Here is a 19,650-nt window from a genome sequence, read left to right as displayed (position 1 = left end):
CCAGCTTCTCCTTCAACTCCCCTTCCCTTCCCTTATGCCTGCCTCAGGCTATGCGCTCCGCGACCCTGCGATCCACGCTCATCACGTAGGCCAGCACCTCCGCCACCGCGCGGTATAACTGGGGGGGTATCTCGTCCTCCAGGTCCACCAGCCGGTAGAGGCTGCGCGCCAGCTCCGGCTCCTCCACCACGGGGATGTCCAGCCTGCGCGCCTCCTCGCGTATGCGCCGGGCCATGAAATCCACGCCCTTGGCGATGACCCTGGGGGCCCGCATGCCGCGCTTGTAGAGGAGGGCCACCGCGTAGTGGGTGGGGTTGGTGACCACCATGGTGGCCTGCGGCAGCCTCTGCATCATGCGCTGTCGGGCGAGCTGCCGCATGCGCTGGCGGATAGCCGCGCGCAGGTGAGGGTCCCCCTCCGTCTGCTTGAACTCCTCCTTGACCTCCTGCTTGGTCATGCGGATGTTCTTCTCGAACTCCCAGCGCTGGTAGCCGTAGTCCATCCCTCCCAGAAAGATCATCACCAGGGCGACCTTGAGGCATGCCGAGAACACCAGGCCCATGAACGCGGCCAGCAGCTCTCCCGCTCCCGCCCCGGTCATGGCGTGCAGGCGCACGTAGCCTTCCCTCACCGCGGTATAGGCCACCACCGCCACCAGAACCACCTTGAGCAGGTTCTTCGCCAACTCCACCAGGGAGCGCGGCGAGAGCAGCCGCTTCATGCCCTGCAAAGGGTTGATGCGCTCGCCCTTGAAGGCCAGGGCCTTGGGGACGAAATAGAGCTTGACCTGCAGCGCGTTCACCAGCAGGGCGAAGGCGAAGAGGGCCAGCACCAGGGGAGCGAGCTGGAGCATCACGTCCACGATGCCCGTCTTCAGGGCGACCCCCGTCTCCTCCTTGCCCGCCGCCCACGCCGCCGAGGTCATGCCCCGCTCCATGACCGCCGCGAAGTGCCGGAAGAGGGCCGGCCCCCAAAAACGCAGGATGAGCACGGAGCAGAGGAGCATGAGCGCCGAGGTGAGGTCTGCGCTGCGCGCCACCATCCCCTCTTTCTTGCGCACGTCCTCCCTTTTCTTGGGAGTCGCCTTCTCCGTCCTCTCCTCCTTGGGCACAGCTCACCCCCTTAAAATGCCCTGGCCAACAGGTTCTCCAGTCCCGCCACCAGGTCCCTCATGAAGGCCACGGTGAAGGGAAGGGTAACGGCCACCGCCAGCAGCCCCAGAAGGATCTTGAGCGGGAAGCCGATCACGAACACGTTCATCTGAGGCACGGCGCGCGCCACGATGCCGAAGACCACGTCGGCCACGAAAAGGGCGCCGATCACCGGCGCTCCCACCTTGAGGGCGAGCAGGAAGACGTCCGAGAGCGCGCGCAACGCCGGCGGGGATACCAGGGAGGGAAAGGTCAGGGAGCCCGCGGGGAAGACGCGGTAGCTCCCGGCCAGCGCCAGCACGATGAGGTGGTGGCCCCTGCAGGTGAGGAAGACCACCATGGCCAGCAGGTAATAGAAACGCGAGAGGACGGTGGAGTTGTTGCCGAAGGAGGGGTCGAAGACCTGCGCCAGACCGAAGCCGAGCTCGAAGTCTATGAACTGCCCCGCCATGGTCACGGCCATAAAAACCGCCAGGAAGAGGTATCCGAGGAACAGCCCCACCAGAACCTCGAAGGCCACCCTCAGGGCGAAGGCGAGGTCCAGGACGCGCGCTTCCGCGGGCACCGCCACCAGGGGGGTGAGAGCCAGCGCCAGCACCATCACCACCGCCGCCCTCACCATCACAGGTATGCTGCGATGTCCCATGAAGGGCACCACCAGGGCCAGCCCTGCCAGGCGCGCCAGCACCAGGATGAAGGCGGTCAGCGACGCCTCGTCCGCCGGGAACATCTCCACGCTCCTCGCGTCCGTTGTCTCTCCGTCCTCTCCACCTTTTCTTACGCGTCCTTTTCCTCGCGTCCGTCCTCATTTCCGCGCCCTCCGCGGCACGACCCTCCTCAAGGGAGAAGGCCCGGTATGGAGGCCATGACTTCCTTGGTAAAAGTTACCAGAGTACGCATGATCCAGGGCCCGGCTATGAGGATCATCAACAGGGTCACGAACAGCTTGGGGATGAAGGTCAGGGTCATCTCCTGGATCTGGGTGGCGGCCTGCAGGATGCTGATGAGCACGCTCACCACCATGGTCACCCCCAGGATGGGCAGCAGCACCATCATGGCGGTGACAAAGGCCTTGCCCACTATCTGAAGCATTCAGTACCTCACCTGAAACTGCTCACCAACGACTTGACCACCAGATGCCATCCGTCCACCATCACGAAGAGCAGCAGCTTGAAGGGCAGGGAGATAATCATGGGCGGGAGCATGAGCATGCCCATGGACATCAGGGTTCCCGCCACGATGACGTCGATGACCATGAAGGGGATATAGATGAGGAAGGCGATGATGAACGCCTTCTTGAGCTCGCTGATGATGAAGGCGGGCACCAGCACCAGGGTGGACACGTCCTCCGGCGCGGCGGGCTTCTCCTGGGAGGACAGAGAGATGAAGAGGGAGAGGTCCGAGGCGTCCGTCTGTCTGAACATGAACTCCCGGATGGGCTGCAGGCCTTGCTGGAAGGCCTGGTCGCGGTCCATCTCCTCCCGCATGTAGGGCTGGATGGCCTCGGAGTTCACCCTGGCCACCACCGGCGACATCACGAAGAGGCTGAGGAAGAGGGCCGTCCCGATGAGCACCTGGTTGGGCGGCATCTGCGGGGTCCCGATGGCGTTGCGCAAAAAGGACAGGATGACGATGATGCGCGTGAAGGAAGTGACGCAGATGAGGATGGCCGGCGCGAGGGCCAGTACCGTCACCAGCAGCAGGATCTGCACCAGGGTGCTGTCTCTGGTAGCCTTTTCCACCGCATCGCCCAGCCGTCCGTCCTGGTCCGGCTGGCAGCGTGCGGCGGGAGCGTTGAGGAAGACGAAGAGGAGCAGCGTCGCAAAAAAGACGACGGCGAACGCCGCGGTCATCCACGCCGCGCGCCTCCCGCGCGGCACGGTCCCCTTCCCGCGAACGCGGTCCGGGGAGCCCTGCTCGTCCGCCCGGCGGCAATCCCCTACCTCCCCGCTATCTCGCCGTCTTCCAGCGCAGCGCATTCAGCCAACCCCTCGGCAACGTCCCACGCCATTCCCCGCTCCCCGCTGCGAGGTCCTCCTCCAGCTCGCGTCCGAAGGCCCCTCCGTCGCCCTCCTCCCTCACGAGGCGGGAGAGCTCCAGCTCGCAGAGGTCGAAGTCTCCCAGCAGCCGCAGCTCCTTTTCGCCCTCGCCTATGAACCACACCCGATCCCCCACCCTCACCTCGTGCACGCCGGTGCCGTTTCCCAGCCTGGTGTAGCCGATGACCTTTAGGTGGGTGTCGCCTCCGCTGCCCGCGCGCGCCCTGCTCCTCTTGAGGAAAGCGCGCGTCGCCAGCACCAGGAGCACCACCACCCCCATGCTCAAGACCACCTTGATGAGGGAGCCCCCCAGGTCCGGAACGCTCTCGCTCCCGCCCTCCAGGTAGAGGTTCCCGGCGCCGGCTCCCGCCTCCTCTTCTCCCGCGCCCGCTGCAGGAGTGAGCTCCGCGCCCGCGCCGTCACCTGTTCCGGGGTCTTCGGCCCCTTCGGCACCCGCCGTGGCTCCTCCCGCCCCGGGCGTCGACGTCGCGACGCGGCGCTCGCCGCTCATCGCGCCGTTCGCGCTTCTCTCCGCGTCGACCGGGCTGCGCGGACTCTCCATACCCTTCGCCCCGTTCAGGGCATCCGGCCCGCCGTCGCCGCCCGTTCCCGATCCGGACGCCTCCGGGAGCCCCGACGCCGAGCCCATCCCGCTCCCGCCCTCCGTTGCCTCTCCCGCGGTCGCCCCGCCGACCGATACCGCCGCCGCGGTGCCCTCCGCCGACGCGGCGCCCGCCATGTCCTCTCCGGGGACGGACGTACCGTCTCCCGATCCATCCCCGCGGACCGCCTCCTCCGCCCCCGCCGCCAGCCTGTCCTCCGCCGAGGGGGCAGATCGCAGCCGTCCCGAGAGCATGGACATGGCGAGGAGAAGGGCCGCCAGTCCCACGAGGCCCCAGGCGGCGCGGGAAAGGCCCGACCTCGCTCCTCCCGCACCGCCGGACGAGCGTGCAGGGGCAGGGGGTCTTCTCGGCTTTCTCTTCACGGACATGGTTCTCCCCGCGACCCGCGCCCGGGCCCTCAGTTCAAGGTGCCCTGCATGGCGCGGTTCTTCACGATCTCGGTGATGCGCACGCCGAAGTCCTCCTCGATGACCACCACCTCGCCGCGCGCGATCAGTTTGTCGTTGGCATATATCTCCATGGGCTCTCCTACCAGCTTGTCCAGCTCTATCACCGAGCCTTCTCCCAGGGCGAGCACGTCCTTGATCTTCATCTGGGTGCGCCCGAGCTCCACCGTGACCTCCACCTCGATGTCCATGATGATCTCGAGGTTCTCGTCCTCGTCGCTCCGTCCCCCGTTCCCCCCCGTTACGGGCCGGAACTCCGCCTTCTTCACCTGCACCGGGGGCTCCGCATCCTCGTCGGCGGGGGATTCCACCGCGGAAGGGGCTTCCCGGGCCTCTTGGGCTGGACGCTCGGCGGCTTCCGCCGCCGCCTCCTCTTCTTCCTCCTCCATCACCTCGTCGGCGAGGCGCCGCGCGAAATCCAGGCTCATGACCTGCAGCATCTCGCTGTGTACCAGCTCCTCCACCTCGAAGCGGAAGGCGATCTGCACCAGCGGGTCCTCGGAAAAGGGGCTCTCGAGGGCGGAGGCGTCCTCCCTTAGATCGAGGAGATAAAGGGTGGGGGGGGAGATGGCCACCTCCCTGCCGAGCATTTCCGCGATGGACACCACCGCGCCCCCGATCATCTGGTTCATGGCCTCGCCCACCACCCCCTGGCGGTATTCGTCGAGGGGCGCGTCGAGCTCCCCCTGTTCCTCCTCGTCCATGATGTTGGCGATGATGTTGGCGTCCTTCTGGGTCACCACCAGCACGTTGGTCCCCTCCAAGCCCTGCGTGTATTCGATCATCACCAGCAGGCAGGGGACGGGGTGCTTGCCCCGCACGCCCTCCCAGGTCTCCACGCTCACCGTGGGGGTGGTGATGTCCACCGCCCTGCCGAGGAGGGAGGAGAGCACGGTGGCCGCCTTGCCCATGGCGATGTTGTAGAACTCCCCCAGCACGTCCATCTGGTCCTCGCTGAGCACCTCGGATACATGCGGAAGGAGGGTATCGGACCGGGCGCCCTCTTCTCCAACCCCACCTTCCGGCGTCCCGGGGGGCTCCTCGCCGCCGCTCGGTCCGCCGCCCTGCGCTTCCCGCAACAGCCGGTCTATCTCCTCCTGGGAGAGGCTCTCGTCCGCCATTTCCCTTCCTCCTCACCTGTCCTACGTCGGAAAAGGAATGAGCCCGTACATCGTCTATCGCCCTCCGTGGATCCGTATCCAGCAGTTGAGAAGAACGATAAGGATATCGGGCTCACTGCCTCGGCGGTTATTCCTTAACCGCCCGGGAGAGAACCGCGCCGGCTGCCCCCGCAGCTCCGCCCCGCAGGCGCCGCCCCTGGTGGCGACCCTCGGCTTTCTTTACGGCGTCCGTTCTCCCCTGAACATGTTGCGCTTTCAAGGTGCTCGCCGGCCGCTGCCTGCCCGTCCCTCAGGCCGAGGCCGACTCCCCGTCCCTCGACTTCAGGGCGTTCTTGATGGTCACCAGCACCCTCTCCGGTTCGAAGGGCTTGACGATGAAGTCCTTCGCCCCCGCCTTGATGGCCTTGATGACCATGGACTGCTGTCCCATGGCCGTGACCATGACCACCAGGGCCGAGGGGTCGATGCTGCGGATCTCCTGCAGCGCGGCGATGCCGTCCATCTCCGGCATGGTGATGTCCATGGTGACCAGCTCCGGCCGGTGTTCCTGGTAGTTCTCCACCGCCTCGCGGCCGTTGGCGCTCTCCGCCACCACCTCGTATCCCTCTTTGACCAGGATGTTGCGGATGCGCTTACGCATGAAGGCCGCGTCGTCCACGATCATTATCCTCGCTGACACCTTGACCTCCGTATCGCCGGATCATCTCTTTCATCCAGTCTATGCTCCCCGCCCGGGACACCATCAACCTTTCGGTTAAGGCCTCCACCCTATAAGGTTGATTCTTAAGAACGGTCTCGTCCCCGTTCCCCGCTTTTCGAGGAAAAACGCGCCGCTGCCGTTCACCGGCGTTGCTCCCTTGATCTCATGGAGCACTTCCCCCGGCTGCGGTGGAAAAACCCTGTTCCTGCGCCCATCGACACGGCCATGGATTTGACCCCTTCCCGGCTCAGATGATCTCCTCGTTCCCGTCCGCGTCCCTTACCTTCATACGGCCCGTGGCCACGTCCACGCTCACGTTCCTGCCCTTGCAGCCGCCCGTCCTTTCCGCCACCACGGGGATGCCCAGTTTCCCCAGCGCGTAGCGCACTTTCTCCAGGTTGCGCTCCCCGATGTTCTGCAGGTTGTTGTCGCTGAACATCCTCGCCCCTCCGCTGATCTTGGCGGCCAGGGAGGAGGGCCGCGACCCCATGTCCAGCATCTCCCGGTAAAGCGCCTTCACCGCGGGCACGGCGTACTTCCCCCTCTTTTCCAGGCTCGCCTGGGGGTCGATGCGTTCCGGCAGCATGACGTGCGCCATGCCCGCCCTTCCGGCTCCGGCGTCGAAGATCAATACCCCTACGCAAGATCCCAGGATGGCGGTGAGGATGTCTCCGGCGCGGTCGCTCACCTCCAGCTCCCCCATTTTGACGACGATCCTTGTCATCTTCCGTCCTCATCCCTGATATCCGGCCGACCGTCTCCGGCGCCGCTCTCTGCTTCCCGCCCTATTCCTCCTCCAGGATGTCCACCATGCGGGCGAGATTTTCGAAGTCGGTGACGAAGAGGACGTTGCCCGTGGAGGCGAAGTCCTCCTCCTCGAACTCCGTCTTCAGGTAGAGGGCGAGGTCGCCCGCGTCGCTCACCTCGAGGAGGATGGTGTTGACGATGGCCGCCAGCATGTCCGCCGTGCAGGTGGGGGGCGCAGGTACGAGCTCTAGACCGCAGAGCTCCGATACCGCCCCCAGATAGGCGTTGAAGAGAATGTTCCCCGTCTCCGCGATGGCCGAGAGGTTGTTGGGAGAGAATCCCTGTCCGCGGTCCTCGGGATCCAGGATGATGTCCAGCAGCTCGCGCGCGTCCTCCAGGGAGATGAGATAGAGGATGTGCCCCTCCATGTCGCCGCCGACGCGCGAATAGACCCCCATCACCGTCTCCAGGGGGTCTCCTATGGTCTCCGCCACGTCCTCGATGGGCACCATGGCGGCAACGGGCACTTTTAGGGCCATGTCCTTGCCCAGCCATCTCTCCATGGAGGCGGCCGCGTGTCCCGAGCCGATGTTGGCCACCTCGCGGAGGATGTCGAGCTCGCTCTCCAGCACCTGTCCTTCCTCGAGCACCCTTCCTCCCGTACCGCATCCGCCTGTGCCCGGACCTTGCTTCTCGAAATTACGGCAGCCACACGTGTCCAAGACCCTCCAAACGGTGGTCCTCCGTGTCCATAACGGTTGATTTCCCCCTAGAGGCCCTTCCAGAAGGTGAAACGCTCCGCAAGGACGGGCGCCGTAGCGGGGCGGTCCCCGGAGAGCGTGGCGGGGGAGCCATCCCTCGTCACGGTGTCGATCACATGGTTGAAAAGGCGAAGGCAAAGGATTGAGATTCGGGCGGTGGGAAAGCGCTCGGATTTGTATGCTTCTCTGAAATGCCCGCCATATCTTATTTTTAAGCCCGATTGCTTTTTCGCGCCGCCTCGGGAGCGGATTTCGCGCCCCGGCTCCGGCTGCAATATAATAGCGGCGAGCGGCGCGCGATCCGCAAGCCGGGTCCAGCGGTCGCCCGGGCGCACGGCGGGCTCGGGCTCCGTCCCCGGCGCAGGGGCGGGATGTCGATCGGCGACGAAAAGGCGGAAGGCATGGAGGCGAGCGAGGGTTTTTACCACGCCCTCATCGAGGGACTTTACGAATCCATCGCGGTGCTGGGCGAGGATGCCACCATACTCTACGCCAGCCCCTCCTTCCAGCGCATGACCGGTTTCGCGCCGGAAGAGCTGGTGGGGAAGAGCGCCCTGGAATTCGTGCATCCCCTGGACCTGCAGGCGCTGGCGGAGAGGTTCTCCTCCCTTGTCCGCTCGTATGGCGAGACCTATGGCCATTCCTTCCGCTTCCGCCACAAGGACGGCGGGTACCGGCATGCGGAGGGCACGGGGAGGAACCTCCTCCACCATCCCGAGGTGCGCGGCATCGTGGTCAACCTCCGCGACGTCACCGAGCGGACCCACTCCGAGGAGGCGCTGCGCGACAGCGAGGAGCTCTTCCGTGCCCTCGGCGAACAGTCGGTGATGGGCCTTTTCATCATCAAGGATGACCGGGTGATATACGCCAACCGGGCACTGGCGGAGATGACCGGCTACTCCGTGGAGGAGATCCTCTCCGCGCCGCCCGGCGGCTACGCGCCTGTCATCCACGTCGAAGACCGCTCCTTCGTGCTGGAACAGGCGAGGCTCAAGCAGTCGGGACTGCAACCCCAGGCGCCGCGCTACACTACGCGCCTGTGGCACAAGGACGGCGAGCTCAAGTACATGGAGCTCTTCTCCAAGACCATCTACCTCAGGGGTGAGCCGGCGGTGGCGGTGGTGATGACCGACGTCACGGAAAGGGAGCGCACGCGCCACATGCTGGAGAAACTGCTGCGGCTCTTCCTCGCCCTGGGCGCGGACGGCGAGGAGAACATCTCCCTCATCCTGCGCACGGGAAGGGAGATCCTAGACATGCCCTTCGCCCTGTACCTGCGCATGGACGGACGCGACGTGAGCTACCGCGCCGACCCCGAGGCCGTGCTGTGGTCGCTCCTTGACCCTCCACGCAGCGAGCCGTTGCTCCGCGTCATGGCCAGGGATCCCGAGGAGCCCCTCCTTGTCCAGGACCTCTCCGAGCGCGCTCCCCCCGGCGGCGGGGAGCGTCTGGTGGAGCTGGGCATCATGTCCATGCTGGGGCGCTCGGTCTGGGTGCGGGACGAGGCGGTGGCCGCCCTCTGCTTCCTCTCCCCTGCTCCCCGTGCATTCTCGAGGCGCGAGGTGGAGGTCTCGGGGATGCTCGCCCGCGCCCTGGCCGTGGAGGAGGAGCGCTTCTCCCACCAGCGCAACCTCAAGGATTTCGTGGACATCGTCTCCCATGAGATAAGGCATCCCATGACCATCTTGCGCGGCTATTCGCAGCTGCTGCGCACCTACCGCGAGCGTATGGACCCGGAGCTGGAGTCCGAGATCCTCGAAAACATCCCCCGCGCCGTGGACCGCATGGAGAGCCTGGTGGCGGAGCTGGTGGACGTAGCCAGCATCGACCGTGCCCGCCTCTCCATCGTGAAGAGGGACCTCGATCCCCTGCCCCTGCTGGAGCGCGCCGTGGAGGAGATGCGTATGCGCTTCCCGGATAACGAGTTCCTCCTCTCTCACCACCTCGAGGGAACGGTGCATGCTGACGGCGAGAGGCTCCTGGAGGTGCTGCTCATACTTCTGGAGAACGCGGCAAAGTATTCTCCCGCCGCCTCCGCAGTGGAGGTCGAGGCGTCGGTTGCCGGCGACGAGTTCCTGGTCACCGTCCTCGACCGCGGACCGGGCGTGCCGGTGGAGGAGAGGACGCGCATCTTCGAGCGCTTCTACCAGGTCGAGGACGTGAACCACCATTCCCTTCCGGGCATCGGGCTCGGCCTCTTCATCGCGCGGGAGATCGTGGAGGGACACGGCGGGAGGATCTGGTGCGCGGAGCGCGAGGGCGGCGGCTCCGCCTTCCGCTTCGCCATTCCCCTCTGAGGAGCCCTCTACCCCCGCCGCGGCGACCTGGTTTAAGTTTCATCTGAAGGAAAAGCGGCTCCCTGGCGGCACGACCTGTGCCTATGAATGAGGGGTGAGAGGGATGCACCGCCCCTTCATCGGCGTGCGCCTGGTCCCCCTACCTCGTGCCCTTGACCAAGGCGATGACCCCATACCGCTGCTGGACCTCTTCGACCGCGTCATGGGCATAGCCACCTCGTCCGAGAGCACGGTAGTCCGGGGAGACCCAGGGGCGTCCTCGCCTATCGCCCCAGCGCGCCGGAGAGTCCCTCACAGCAGGGACCGCAGCAGTGCTGCGAAGCCGGGGAAGGAGATGTCCACGCACTCCCACCCGGAGATAGTCGTCTCTCCCTCGGCGCAGAGGGCGGCCACCGCCAGGGCCATGGCGATGCGGTGGTCTCCGTGTGAATCGACGCGCGCGCCCTGGAGCCGGGTGGGGCCGTGGACCACGAAGCCGTCCTCGAGTTCCTCCACCCTGCCCCCCATCCTGGTCAGCTCGGAGCACATGGCGGCGATACGGTCGCTCTCCTTCACCCGCAGCTCACCCGCCCCCCTCACCACCGTCTCCCCGCGCGCCCGGCATCCCAGCACCGCCAGCAGGGGCACCTCGTCGATGAGGGCGGGGACGCGCCACCCCTCCACCTCCACCCCGGTGAGGCCCGCGCTCCCCACCTCCAGGTCGCCCCGGGGCTCGTTGTCCCTCTCGCGATAGGAGGACTCCATGACCAGGGCCCCCATGGAGTTGAGCACGGAGAGGAACCCGGCGCGGGTGGGGTTCAGCCCCACCTCTCGCAGAAGCAGGCGCGATCCCGGCAGCAGAGCCGCTGCCGCCAGCAGGAAGGAGGCGCTGGAGATGTCCCCGGGTATCTCCAGGTCGCCGCCCGTGAGGAGGGAACGCCTGATCCCCACCGCCTCCTCCTCGAAGAAGATGTCCGCCCCCATGAGGGAGAGCATCCTCTCGGTATGGTCTCGCGAGGCCCTGCCCCCCCGCACCCGCGTCTCCCCCTCCGCCTGTAGGCCGGCGAGGAGCAGTGCCGACTTCAGCTGTGCGCTGTCCACGGGCAGGGCGTGATCGATGCCCCTGAGCCCTCCCCCGCGGATGACCAAGGGAGGACGGCCTCCCTCCCCCACGGTCTCCACCTCCGCCCCCATGGCCCGCAGGGGTTCCGCCACCCGGGCCATGGGACGGCGCGACAGCGAGGCATCGCCGCGGATCTCGCATCGAAAGGGCATCCCCGCCAGCGCCCCGGCGAGCAGGCGCATGGTGGTGGCGGAGTTGCCGGCGTCCAGGGGCTCGGCGGGCTCGCGCCAGCCCTCCGGGCCCCTGCCCTCCACGCGCAGGGTCTCGCCCTCCAGGCGCAGGTCCACTCCCAGAGCCCGCAGGCAGGCCATGGTGGACAGACAGTCCCCGGAGCGCAGGAAGGGACGCGCGGTGGTGGCCCCCACCGCCAACGCCCCCAGGATGGCGGCGCGATGGGAGATGGACTTGTCGGGCGGTACACGGACCTCTCCCCGTATCCCGCGCGATACGCCGTTGAAGACCATGTCCATCTCCGCGACCTCCTGGCATAACCTTCTAGTTACCAGCAGATTGTCGTAACGCCGCGATCTCCTCGCGGCGCCTCTCTGTCCGGATCACCTCGTCCGCACGCGCCGTGCCCCCTCGCCTCCCGTCCCCTGACCGTGCCATCCCCATCCGGGTCCCGTTCTCGCGGACCCTCGGAGATCATTTCTCCTGCCTCCCGCTACCGCTCTCCATGCCCGCGGATCCACGGACGCCGCCATCGGCTGAAGGACGGAGGGGTATTATGCCTCGCCCAGGGCTTTGCTCACGCTGACCCGGTAACCCCTCTCCCGCAGCGCCCGCGCCGCGCGCGCCGCCGCCTCGCCGCCCCTCACCGACAGCCTCAGGAGCCCCCGGCCGCTCTCCAGGGGATGGACGAGCTCGATGTCGTCGATGTTTATCCCCTCCCCGCCCACCGCCAGGGTCACCTCGCTGATCACGCCGGGGCGGTCCACTACCGGCATCACCAAGCTGTACAGCTCCTGCAGTGATTCCCGCAGGGCGGGCGCCAGCTTCTGCCTGCCGCCGCGGGCGCGCTCCAGCCAGGCCGAGAGCTCGCCCTCTTCCCCGCTCAGGAGCATGCCCTCCACTCTCTCCAGCGCCGTCATGCACTCGCGCAGCGTCTCCCTCACCGCCTCGCGGTTCTCCACGAGGATGTCCAGCCACAGGCCCGCGTGGGAGGCGGCGATGCGGGTCATGTCCCGGAAACCCCCCGCGGCCAGGCGCAGCAGCGGGTACTCGTCGGCGCGGTCGAGGGCGAGGTTCATGAGGGCGGCGGCCAGGACATGCGGGAGGTGGCTGATCACCGACACCGCCCGGTCGTGCAGCTCGGGATCCATGGCGATGACCCTGGCCCCCATGGAGCCGAGCAGGGCGTGCAGTCCGGCATAGGCATCCGCGTCGCAGTCCCTCCCCGGGGTGAGGACGTAATAGGCGTCCCGGAAGAGGTCGGGGTCCGCGAACTCCACCCCCCTCTGCTCCGAGCCGGCCAGGGGGTGGCCGCCGATGAAACGGCACCCGCCTCCGAGGACCTCGCGTGCCGCCCTCACCACCGGGCCCTTCACCGACCCCACGTCGCTCACCACCGTGCCGCTCCCCAGGTGAGTCGCCAGCTCCCGCATGGCGCCGGGTATGGAGCGCACCGGCACGGCGATGAAGACGAGGTCGCAGGAGCGGGCCAGCTCCCGAGGCCCGGACGCGGCGGCGTCCACCGCGCCGCAGCCGCATGCCCTCTCCAGCATGGAGGCGTCGCGGTCATAGCCCAGGACCTCCTCCACCAGCCCGCGCTTTTTCAGCGCCAGCCCCAGGGAACCTCCGATGAGGCCCGTCCCCAGGATCCCCGCGCGGCGGAACGCGCTCTCTCCTGCCAAGCGAACCCCTTTCCGCCTTCCTAACTCCTTCCCAGGAACCCCGCCAGGGCCCTCAGCTCATCCATCATCGCCCTGAAACCCTCCACGGTCAAGGACTGGGAGCCGTCGCACAGCGCCTCCTTGGGGCGCGGGTGCACCTCCACCATCACCCCGTCGGCCCCGGCGGCCAGGGCCGCCATACACAGCGGCGGCACCAGCTCGCGCACCCCCGTGGCGTGGCTGGGATCGACGATCACCGGGAGGTGGGAGGCGCCCTTCACCGCCGGTACGGCGGCGATGTCCAGGGTGTTGCGGGTGGCGGTCTCGAAGGTGCGGATGCCGCGTTCGCAGAGGATCACCCTCCGGTTGCCCTCCTTGAGTATGTATTCCGCCGCCATCAGCCATTCCTCCACCGTGGAGCTCATGCCGCGTTTCAAAAGGACGGGTTTCTCCTGCCTTCCCAGCTCCTTGAGCATGAGGAAGTTCTGCATGTTGCGTGCGCCCACCTGGAGGACGTCCGCGTACCTCGACACCAGCTCGATGTCCCTCACGTCCAGCACCTCGGTGACCACGGGAAGGCCGGTCTCCTCGCGCGCCCTGGCGAGGATGGAAAGCCCTTCCTCTCCCAGTCCCTGGAAACTGTAGGGAGAGGTGCGGGGCTTGAAGGCCCCGCCACGGAACAGCGACGCCCCCGCCTCCCGGGCTGCCCTCGCCGCCTCCACCACCTGCGCCTCGCTCTCCACCGAGCACGGCCCCGCTATGACCGTGAAGGACCCGCCTCCTATGCGGGCCTTCCCCACCTTGATGACCGTGGGCTCGGGCTGGAACTCGCGGCTCACCAGTTTGTAGGGCTTCATGATGGGGACCACCCGCTCCACCGCCCCGTAGGCCTCGAAGGGCATCTGCATGACCTTCTCGCGGTCCCCGATCACCCCGATGACGGTGCGGAACTCCCCCCGCGAGACGTGGGCCTCCGCCCCCACCTTGTGGAGGAGGTCCACGATCTCCTTTATCTCCTCCTCGCTCGCGCCCTCCCGCATGACGATTACCATCACCACCACCTCCCTGGGGTCAGATCTTCGATCTTCGATCGCAGTCCTTCGGTTGTTTTCCTTCTCCGATCTTCTCTTCTGAGGCTTATCATCCCACCACGTCTCCGTTTTTCTGTTGCCGTTCTTCCGGGGTCGTATGCTCGATCTTCGCTTACCTCAATCGCCCCGGCACAAACGTATCCGTTCATCGGGATCGAAGATCTGACCCCAACAAACCCCTTGCCGTTCTTCCGGGGTCGTATGCTCGATCTTCGCTTACCTCAATCGCCCCGGCACAAACGTATCCGTTCATCGGGATCGAAGATCTGACCCCAACAAACCCGGACCCCAACAAACAAAAAAGCCCGAGCCCCGGCTCGAACTCCCCTTTCGCTTCCGGTAACCAGAGACCGTCTTCCGACTTCCCACCGTCCTTTATGCGGTTGTGAGGCGCTGCCAGCTCATTCGGGGAGGTCCGTCCTCAACTGGCGCGCCCCCTCGAGATAGGGGTGGCGCAACTCGTGCGGATGTTTTCGGGTGTAGAAGTGCATGAGCACCCTGATGCACCTCTGGGGCGAGTCCTCGATGGAGAGCTCGCGCGCGCAGAGCAGCGGCACGTGGGTGAGGCCGATGTGGCGCGCCGCGGCGGCCGGGAACTCCGCCGTGAGGTCCTCGGTGGCGGTGAAGATGACGTCCACGATGTCCTCGGGACGGATGTCGTTGCGCTTGATCATCTCCCGCAGGAGCTCCGCCGTCTTCTCGGTGATCTCCTCCTTGGTGTTGTCCCGGCAGAGGATCGCTCCGCGCAAAGCCCTCAACTGCATGACCCAGCCTCCTTGTCAGGACAAAAGTTTACCATATAAGCCGGGTTAGGCAACGCTGTTTTTACCTTCGCATCCTCCACCAGACGTAGTACGACGGTTACCAGATCGAATATTTGGGAGATCATCCTTTTCCTCTTGTCGAATTTGCTTGGTTTGTCAGGATGATAGGGTGGTCTCTCAAACTTTTTCAACCCAAAGCGCCTACCGAAACGTTACAGCATCTTTACCTTTCCTTATGCGTCTCTCTTGCCTTATGCGTCTCTCTTCCCTTCGCGGGAGAGCGGGCCGCGACCGGCGGCGGTGGGGACCTGTTCACGACGACCACGCGCACGACCGGCGGCGGTAAACCTCCTCCGACGAGGAGGTGCTAGTCGTCGGCCAGGAAGGGCTCCACCTCCCGGCGCGAAAGGACCCGGTAGCTGCCCTCCTCCACGCCCCGCATGTCCAGGTGCCCGAGGCGGATGCGCACCAGGTCTGTGACCTTGAGGCCCACCGCGGCGCACATCCTGCGCACCTGGCGCTTGCGGCCCTCGTGGATGGTCATCTCCAACACGCAGCGCCCCCCCTCGTTCTCCAACACCCGCACCCTGGCGGGCGCGGTGACCCCCTCCTCGAGCTCAACCCCCTCGCGCAGCCGCGCCAGTCCCCGTCGGCCCAGCCGTCCCTCGGCGGTCACCAGGTAGGTCTTCTCGACGCCGAAAGAGGGATGCATGACTCGGTACGCCAGATAGCCATCGTTGGTGAGGAGGAGAAGCCCCCGGGTGTCCATGTCCAGTCGCCCTACCGGAAAGACCCTGCCCTCCCCCTTGACCAGGTCCATCACCGTGGGCCTGCCCCGGGTATCCCTTGCGGTGGTCACGTAGCCCGCCGGCTTGTTGAGGAGCAAGTACTTCTTCTCCACTCCGGGATCGACGGGCACGCCGTCCACGCTTATCTCGTCGCGTTCCGGGTCCGCGCGGTCCCCGAGCGAGGCCGTCCGGCCGTTCACCCTAACCCGGCCCGCGGCGATCATCTCCTCGCAGCGGCGGCGCGACCCCAGCCCCGCCGCAGCCAGCAATTTCTGGAGCCTCTCCTCGGGAGCCATGCCGGTGTCGACGCCTCCTCAGGCCCCGTCCTCCGCCTCTTCCGCCTCCACGACGTCACCCTCGCCGCACGCCCCCGGCCCCTCTTCCGCGCCTCTATCCGCCTGTCCGGATAGGGAGCGCGCGATGCGCTCCACCGTCTCGGCATCGGGCTGAAAATCCTCCAGCGGCGGCAGGTCCTCCAGGCTGTTGAGGCCGAAGCGCTCCAGGAACTTCTCGGTGGTGACGTAGAGGGCGGGGCCTCCCGGCGCCCTCTCCTTGCCCGCCTCCGCAACCAGCCCCATCTCCTCCAGGGCCTTTACCATGTTCTCCGACTGCACCCCGCGCAGGTTGGCCACCTGGGTGCGGGTGATGGGCTGCATGTAGGCGATGATGGCCAGGGTCTCCACCGCGGCGCGGGTCAACCGCGTGCGGCGCGAGGAGAGGAGCAGCCTCTCTATCTGCGAGGCGTAGGCGGGATGGGTATGCATGCGCCACCCTCCCCCCACCTCCCGCAACTGCATGCCGCGGTTGTAGCGCAGGTATTCTTCCCGCAGCTCCTGCAGGGCGGAGAGGACCTTGCCCTCGTCGCACTCCAGCGCCTCCGCCAGCCGGCGCGGGGCGAGGGGCTCGTCGGCCACGAAGAGCAGGGCCTCCAGGGCTCCCTTCACCTCCTCCATCTCCCGGATGTCCTCCTGGCCCGCGCCGGTCCGCCATATGGCGCCCCCGATAGGTTTAATCTCCATCCCCGCCCTCCCCCATCGCGCATATCTCGATATCGCCGAAGCGCGTGGCCTGCCGCAAGTCGATCTCCTCTCGTTTGAAGAGCTCCAGCAGCGCCACGAAGAAGGCGATCACCTCTATGCGCAGCGCGCAGTCTTGGGTCAGCTCGCGGAAGGTGGTGCGTCCCCCGCGTTCCAGCGCCCTGCGAACCCGCTGCATGAAGTCCTCCACATTCACCCGTATGGGCGCGATATAGCCCACGTCCACCTCGTCCTCGCCCTGCGCGAACTCCCGCGCCGCCGCCGCCAGCATCTCCAGGGTCAGACCCCGTAGTACATCCGGGACCAGGTCTCGGAAGGGCTCCTCGAGGTCCACCTGTCGGTAGTAATATCTCTCCTCGCGCTCCAGCCGACCCGCCAGTTCCTCCGCGGCGTTGCGGAACTTCTGGTACTCCACCAGCCTCCAGAGCAGCTCCTCGCGCAGCTCCTGGGGGGCGAGCTCCTCCACCTCCTTCTCCGGCGCCGGCAGGAGGGAGTCCGACTTCAGCTTGAGCAGGGTGGCCGCGATGAGGAGGAACTCCGTGGCCACCTCCAGGTCCAGCTCGCGCATGCTCTCGATGTAGGCGAGGTATTCATCGGTGATCTCGGCGAGGGAGATCTCGTAGATGTCGATCTCCTTACGCCCGATGAGGTGCAGCAGGAGGTCGAAGGGCCCCTCGAAGACGCGCAGCTTTACCTGGTAAGGCAACCTTCCCCCTTCTCAGTCCGCATCCATCCCCCGGCCTCTCTCAGTCCATGCCCATGCGCTCCCTCACCTCGCGCAGCACCTCGCGCGCGATGGGCCTCACCTTCTCCAGGCCCGCGCCCATTACCTCCCAGGCGTAGCCGGGCCTGCTCTCCATCTCCCTCCGTCGCTCCTGGAAGGGAAGCAGGGACTCCACCACCCTCTCCGCCAACATGCTCTTGCATTCCACGCAACCCCTGGCGGCGGTACGGCATTTCTCCGCTATGTCGTCTAGGATATCGGCGCTGTAGGGCTTGTGGAGCTGGAAGGCGCTGCACTTCTCGGGGTCCCCGGGATCCCTGCGGGTACGCCGCGCGGGGTCGGTGATCATGGAGAGCACCTTCTTCCTCACCTCGTCCGGGGGGTCGGTTAGGGAGATGTAGTTGCCGTAGCTCTTGCTCATCTTGCGGCCGTCGGTGCCCGGGATGCGGGGGCTGGGCGAGAGCAGAGACTGCGGCTCCCCGAAGGTCTCGCCGTAGAGGTGGTTGAAGCGCCTCGCTATCTCGCGCGTCAACTCCAGGTGGGGGAGCTGGTCCTCGCCCACCGGCACCCCGTCGGCGCGCACGATGAGGATGTCCGCCGCCTGCAGCACGGGATATCCCAGGAAGCCGTGGGTGGAGATGTCCCTGCCCCGCAACTGCTCCTGCTGCTCCTTGAAGGAGGGGACCCTCTCCAACCATCCCAGGGGGGTGATGAGGGAGAGGTAGAGGTGGAACTCCGCCACCTCCGGCAGGTCCGACTGACGGTAGACGGCCGCCTTCCGAGGGTCGATGCCCGCCGCCAGCCAGTCCAGCACCATGTCCTCGGTGTAGGAGCGCAGGCGTGAGGGGTCCTGGTAATCGGTGGTAAGGGCATGCCAGTCGGCGATGAAGAAGAAGCACTCCGCCTCCTCCTGCAGCTCGATCATGCGCTTGAGGTTGCCGTGCAGGTTCCCGAGGTGGAGTTTTCCCGTCGGCCGGTATCCGGTGAGTATCCTCTGTGTCAACCTTTCTCCTCTCTTTTCGTTTCCCGCGCGGAGAAAAGGCTCCGCTCCGGTCTCGTCCGTCACATTATTCTACAATTCCGCAACCTCGGCCTGCATGGCGCGGCGCGTGGCGCCGCCAACGCCTGCGGCGACCTCCGCCGTCTCGTGGGGAACGCGCCTGCGCCGGACCGCACTGGAAGGCATTGGGTGGGGAACGGGCCCGCCCTTCACGAGGCGTCGTCGGCCTCGCGCAGCCTGGCGGCCTTGGCGTCAGCGGGCTCCTCCTGGTGGGCCGCCACCAGGCGCACCAGCTCCTCCTCGCTCCCCCGCTCCCGCAGCAGCTCCCCGGCGATCTCGCCGTGGTGGTCCTGCACGTAGAGCCCCCTCCACATGCCGCGCGGCAAGCTGCGGGCACGCTCCAGGGCCCCCGCGCCCCTCGCCCTTTCCTCCGCCCTCCTGCACAGCCCGCGCAGCAGGCGAGGCGCGGTGAGCTCGGCGGCGGTGTAGAGCCAGCGCGCCGGCAGCCCCAGCTCGGAGGGGAGCTTGCCGGCGTCGTGAAGCAGCGCGGCGCGTCGGAGCAGGGGGTCGTCGCGCAGTCGCCGGGCCACGGCCAGGGAATGGGCGATATCGTAACGTTTCAGGGAGAGGAAGAGCTCACGCTCTCCCGGCGCCAGGGCCTCCGCCGCCCTCGCCGCCCTGGCCCGCAGGCGGGGATCCAGCGCGGCCAGTGCCACCAGCGCCTTGCCGGGCAGGTCGCGCCAGGTGTTCACGCCTCAGGACACCCCGCTCAGAAGATGCTCCCCAAGCCGAAGAGCCGCGTGATGAGATTGGCCACCCCGCCCACGACCCGCGAGAGCAGGAACCCGAAGGTCATCACCAGCAATAGCACGATGAAGAACCCGTAGGGCTCCAGGGACTGGTAGAAGCGCCGCGCCTCGCCGCGCAGGAAGTATCCCACCACCCGCGAGCCGTCCAGGGGCGGGATGGGGATGAGGTTGAAGACGAAGAGGAGGATGTTGATGTAGGCGATGAAAAGGCAGGTGTAGACCATCTTGTCCAGGATGGCGCCGCCGTCGAACATGAGCAGCAGGCGTATGATGCCGATGAAGACCACCCCCAGACCCAGGTTGGAGAGGGGGCCCGCCAGGGACACCCAGACGATCCCCCTGGGCTTGCGGAAGAGGAAGGGGTTGATGGGCACCGGCTTGGCGTAGCCGATGATGAAGGTGCCGTAGCCCATGATGCTCAGGAGCAGGAGCATGCCCGGGAGGATGAGGGTCCCGAAGGGATCGATGTGCGCCAGGGGGTCCAGGGTCAGTCGACCCGCGCGCTTGGCGGTGGTGTCACCCATGCGGTAGGCCACGTAGCCGTGCATGTACTCGTGGATGATGACCCCCACTATCAGGCCCACCAGCATATAGACGGCGCGTTCGAGGTTGCTCATG

20 protein-coding genes are annotated in these 19,650 nt (G+C 66.6%); 1 reads left to right on the top strand and 19 read right to left on the bottom strand.

Annotation, left to right across the window (positions count from 1 at the left end; all coding sequences use genetic code 11):
- Positions 1-43: 43 nt before the first annotated feature.
- The 9 genes from flhB to H5T74_04150 form a co-directional block, all read right to left on the bottom strand.
- Positions 44-1,111 (bottom strand): flagellar biosynthesis protein FlhB, encoded by a 1,068-nt coding sequence (flhB, locus tag H5T74_04190; GenBank protein MBC7229577.1) that lies wholly within the window; start codon positions 1,109-1,111, stop codon positions 44-46.
- 11 nt (positions 1,112-1,122) lie between these two features.
- Positions 1,123-1,881, bottom strand: a complete 759-nt coding sequence (fliR, locus tag H5T74_04185; GenBank protein MBC7229576.1) for a flagellar biosynthetic protein FliR — start codon at positions 1,879-1,881, stop codon at positions 1,123-1,125.
- 107 nt (positions 1,882-1,988) lie between these two features.
- A complete protein-coding gene (locus H5T74_04180) occupies positions 1,989-2,243 on the bottom strand; it encodes a flagellar biosynthetic protein FliQ (protein MBC7229575.1) in 255 nt (84 codons plus the stop codon).
- Between the two features lie 8 nt (positions 2,244-2,251).
- Positions 2,252-3,004, bottom strand: coding sequence for a flagellar type III secretion system pore protein FliP (fliP, locus tag H5T74_04175; protein MBC7229574.1), 753 nt, complete (start codon positions 3,002-3,004; stop codon positions 2,252-2,254).
- A gap of 97 nt (positions 3,005-3,101) precedes the next feature.
- Complete coding sequence (locus H5T74_04170) at positions 3,102-4,181, bottom strand: FliO/MopB family protein (GenBank protein MBC7229573.1); 1,080 nt, start codon at positions 4,179-4,181, stop codon at positions 3,102-3,104.
- 29 nt (positions 4,182-4,210) lie between these two features.
- Positions 4,211-5,380 (bottom strand): flagellar motor switch phosphatase FliY, encoded by a 1,170-nt coding sequence (gene fliY, locus H5T74_04165; protein MBC7229572.1) that lies wholly within the window; start codon positions 5,378-5,380, stop codon positions 4,211-4,213.
- Between the two features lie 289 nt (positions 5,381-5,669).
- Positions 5,670-6,059 (bottom strand): response regulator, encoded by a 390-nt coding sequence (locus tag H5T74_04160; GenBank protein ID MBC7229571.1) that lies wholly within the window; start codon positions 6,057-6,059, stop codon positions 5,670-5,672.
- Between the two features lie 268 nt (positions 6,060-6,327).
- Positions 6,328-6,804, bottom strand: coding sequence for a chemotaxis protein CheD (locus H5T74_04155; GenBank protein ID MBC7229570.1), 477 nt, complete (start codon positions 6,802-6,804; stop codon positions 6,328-6,330).
- A 61-nt stretch (positions 6,805-6,865) separates the two neighbouring features.
- Complete coding sequence (locus H5T74_04150; GenBank protein MBC7229569.1) at positions 6,866-7,477, bottom strand: chemotaxis protein CheC; 612 nt, start codon at positions 7,475-7,477, stop codon at positions 6,866-6,868.
- Positions 7,478-7,959: 482 nt separating this feature from the next.
- On the opposite strand from H5T74_04150, the gene H5T74_04145 reads away from it, so the two are divergent.
- Positions 7,960-9,885 (top strand): PAS domain S-box protein, encoded by a 1,926-nt coding sequence (locus tag H5T74_04145; GenBank protein ID MBC7229568.1) that lies wholly within the window; start codon positions 7,960-7,962, stop codon positions 9,883-9,885.
- 291 nt (positions 9,886-10,176) lie between these two features.
- Here the strand turns inward: H5T74_04145 and aroA are convergent, their stop codons facing one another.
- From aroA to H5T74_04095, 10 genes are all read right to left on the bottom strand, one after another.
- The gene (gene aroA / locus H5T74_04140; protein MBC7229567.1) at positions 10,177-11,457 is read right to left on the bottom strand and encodes a 3-phosphoshikimate 1-carboxyvinyltransferase; all 1,281 of its coding nucleotides are present in this window, start codon (positions 11,455-11,457) and stop codon (positions 10,177-10,179) included.
- 255 nt (positions 11,458-11,712) lie between these two features.
- On the bottom strand, positions 11,713-12,840 hold the full coding sequence (locus tag H5T74_04135) for a prephenate dehydrogenase/arogenate dehydrogenase family protein (GenBank protein ID MBC7229566.1): 1,128 nt from the start codon (positions 12,838-12,840) through the stop codon (positions 11,713-11,715).
- Between the two features lie 20 nt (positions 12,841-12,860).
- Positions 12,861-13,871, bottom strand: a complete 1,011-nt coding sequence (gene aroF / locus H5T74_04130; protein MBC7229565.1) for a 3-deoxy-7-phosphoheptulonate synthase — start codon at positions 13,869-13,871, stop codon at positions 12,861-12,863.
- Positions 13,872-14,311: 440 nt separating this feature from the next.
- Positions 14,312-14,674 carry a chorismate mutase gene (gene aroH / locus H5T74_04125; GenBank protein MBC7229564.1) on the bottom strand — a complete coding sequence of 121 codons (363 nt, stop codon included), beginning with the start codon at positions 14,672-14,674 and terminating at the stop codon, positions 14,312-14,314.
- A gap of 367 nt (positions 14,675-15,041) precedes the next feature.
- Positions 15,042-15,758: an rRNA pseudouridine synthase gene (locus H5T74_04120; GenBank protein ID MBC7229563.1), complete on the bottom strand. Its 717-nt coding sequence runs from the start codon at positions 15,756-15,758 to the stop codon at positions 15,042-15,044.
- Between the two features lie 18 nt (positions 15,759-15,776).
- Positions 15,777-16,481 carry an SMC-Scp complex subunit ScpB gene (gene scpB, locus H5T74_04115; GenBank protein MBC7229562.1) on the bottom strand — a complete coding sequence of 235 codons (705 nt, stop codon included), beginning with the start codon at positions 16,479-16,481 and terminating at the stop codon, positions 15,777-15,779.
- Positions 16,471-17,205, bottom strand: a complete 735-nt coding sequence (locus H5T74_04110; GenBank protein ID MBC7229561.1) for a segregation/condensation protein A — start codon at positions 17,203-17,205, stop codon at positions 16,471-16,473. Before H5T74_04110 ends, scpB begins: the two co-directional genes overlap by 11 nt.
- 40 nt (positions 17,206-17,245) lie before the next feature.
- Complete coding sequence (trpS, locus tag H5T74_04105) at positions 17,246-18,226, bottom strand: tryptophan--tRNA ligase (GenBank protein ID MBC7229560.1); 981 nt, start codon at positions 18,224-18,226, stop codon at positions 17,246-17,248.
- A gap of 206 nt (positions 18,227-18,432) precedes the next feature.
- Positions 18,433-18,975: a hypothetical protein gene (locus H5T74_04100; protein ID MBC7229559.1), complete on the bottom strand. Its 543-nt coding sequence runs from the start codon at positions 18,973-18,975 to the stop codon at positions 18,433-18,435.
- A gap of 17 nt (positions 18,976-18,992) precedes the next feature.
- The gene (locus tag H5T74_04095; GenBank protein MBC7229558.1) at positions 18,993-19,649 is read right to left on the bottom strand and encodes a site-2 protease family protein; all 657 of its coding nucleotides are present in this window, start codon (positions 19,647-19,649) and stop codon (positions 18,993-18,995) included.
- Between the last annotated feature and the right edge of the window lies 1 nt (position 19,650).

Source organism: Actinomycetota bacterium (assembly GCA_014360645.1).
Lineage (GTDB): Bacteria > Actinomycetota > Geothermincolia > Geothermincolales > RBG-13-55-18 > Solincola_B.
This window is presented reverse-complemented; position numbering and strand designations above follow the sequence as displayed.

Coding starts and splice junctions, on each gene's coding strand:
- fliR (MBC7229576.1), bottom strand. CDS start 1,881: ATGTTCCCGGCGGACGAGGCGTCGCTGACCGCCTTCATCCTGGTGCTG.
- H5T74_04180 (MBC7229575.1), bottom strand. CDS start 2,243: ATGCTTCAGATAGTGGGCAAGGCCTTTGTCACCGCCATGATGGTGCTG.
- fliP (MBC7229574.1), bottom strand. CDS start 3,004: ATGACCGCGGCGTTCGCCGTCGTCTTTTTTGCGACGCTGCTCCTCTTC.
- H5T74_04170 (MBC7229573.1), bottom strand. CDS start 4,181: ATGTCCGTGAAGAGAAAGCCGAGAAGACCCCCTGCCCCTGCACGCTCG.
- fliY (MBC7229572.1), bottom strand. CDS start 5,380: ATGGCGGACGAGAGCCTCTCCCAGGAGGAGATAGACCGGCTGTTGCGG.
- H5T74_04155 (MBC7229570.1), bottom strand. CDS start 6,804: ATGACAAGGATCGTCGTCAAAATGGGGGAGCTGGAGGTGAGCGACCGC.
- H5T74_04145 (MBC7229568.1), top strand. CDS start 7,960: ATGTCGATCGGCGACGAAAAGGCGGAAGGCATGGAGGCGAGCGAGGGT.
- aroA (MBC7229567.1), bottom strand. CDS start 11,457: ATGGACATGGTCTTCAACGGCGTATCGCGCGGGATACGGGGAGAGGTC.
- aroF (MBC7229565.1), bottom strand. CDS start 13,871: ATGGTAATCGTCATGCGGGAGGGCGCGAGCGAGGAGGAGATAAAGGAG.
- aroH (MBC7229564.1), bottom strand. CDS start 14,674: ATGCAGTTGAGGGCTTTGCGCGGAGCGATCCTCTGCCGGGACAACACC.
- H5T74_04120 (MBC7229563.1), bottom strand. CDS start 15,758: ATGGCTCCCGAGGAGAGGCTCCAGAAATTGCTGGCTGCGGCGGGGCTG.
- scpB (MBC7229562.1), bottom strand. CDS start 16,481: ATGGAGATTAAACCTATCGGGGGCGCCATATGGCGGACCGGCGCGGGC.
- H5T74_04095 (MBC7229558.1), bottom strand. CDS start 19,649: ATGAGCAACCTCGAACGCGCCGTCTATATGCTGGTGGGCCTGATAGTG.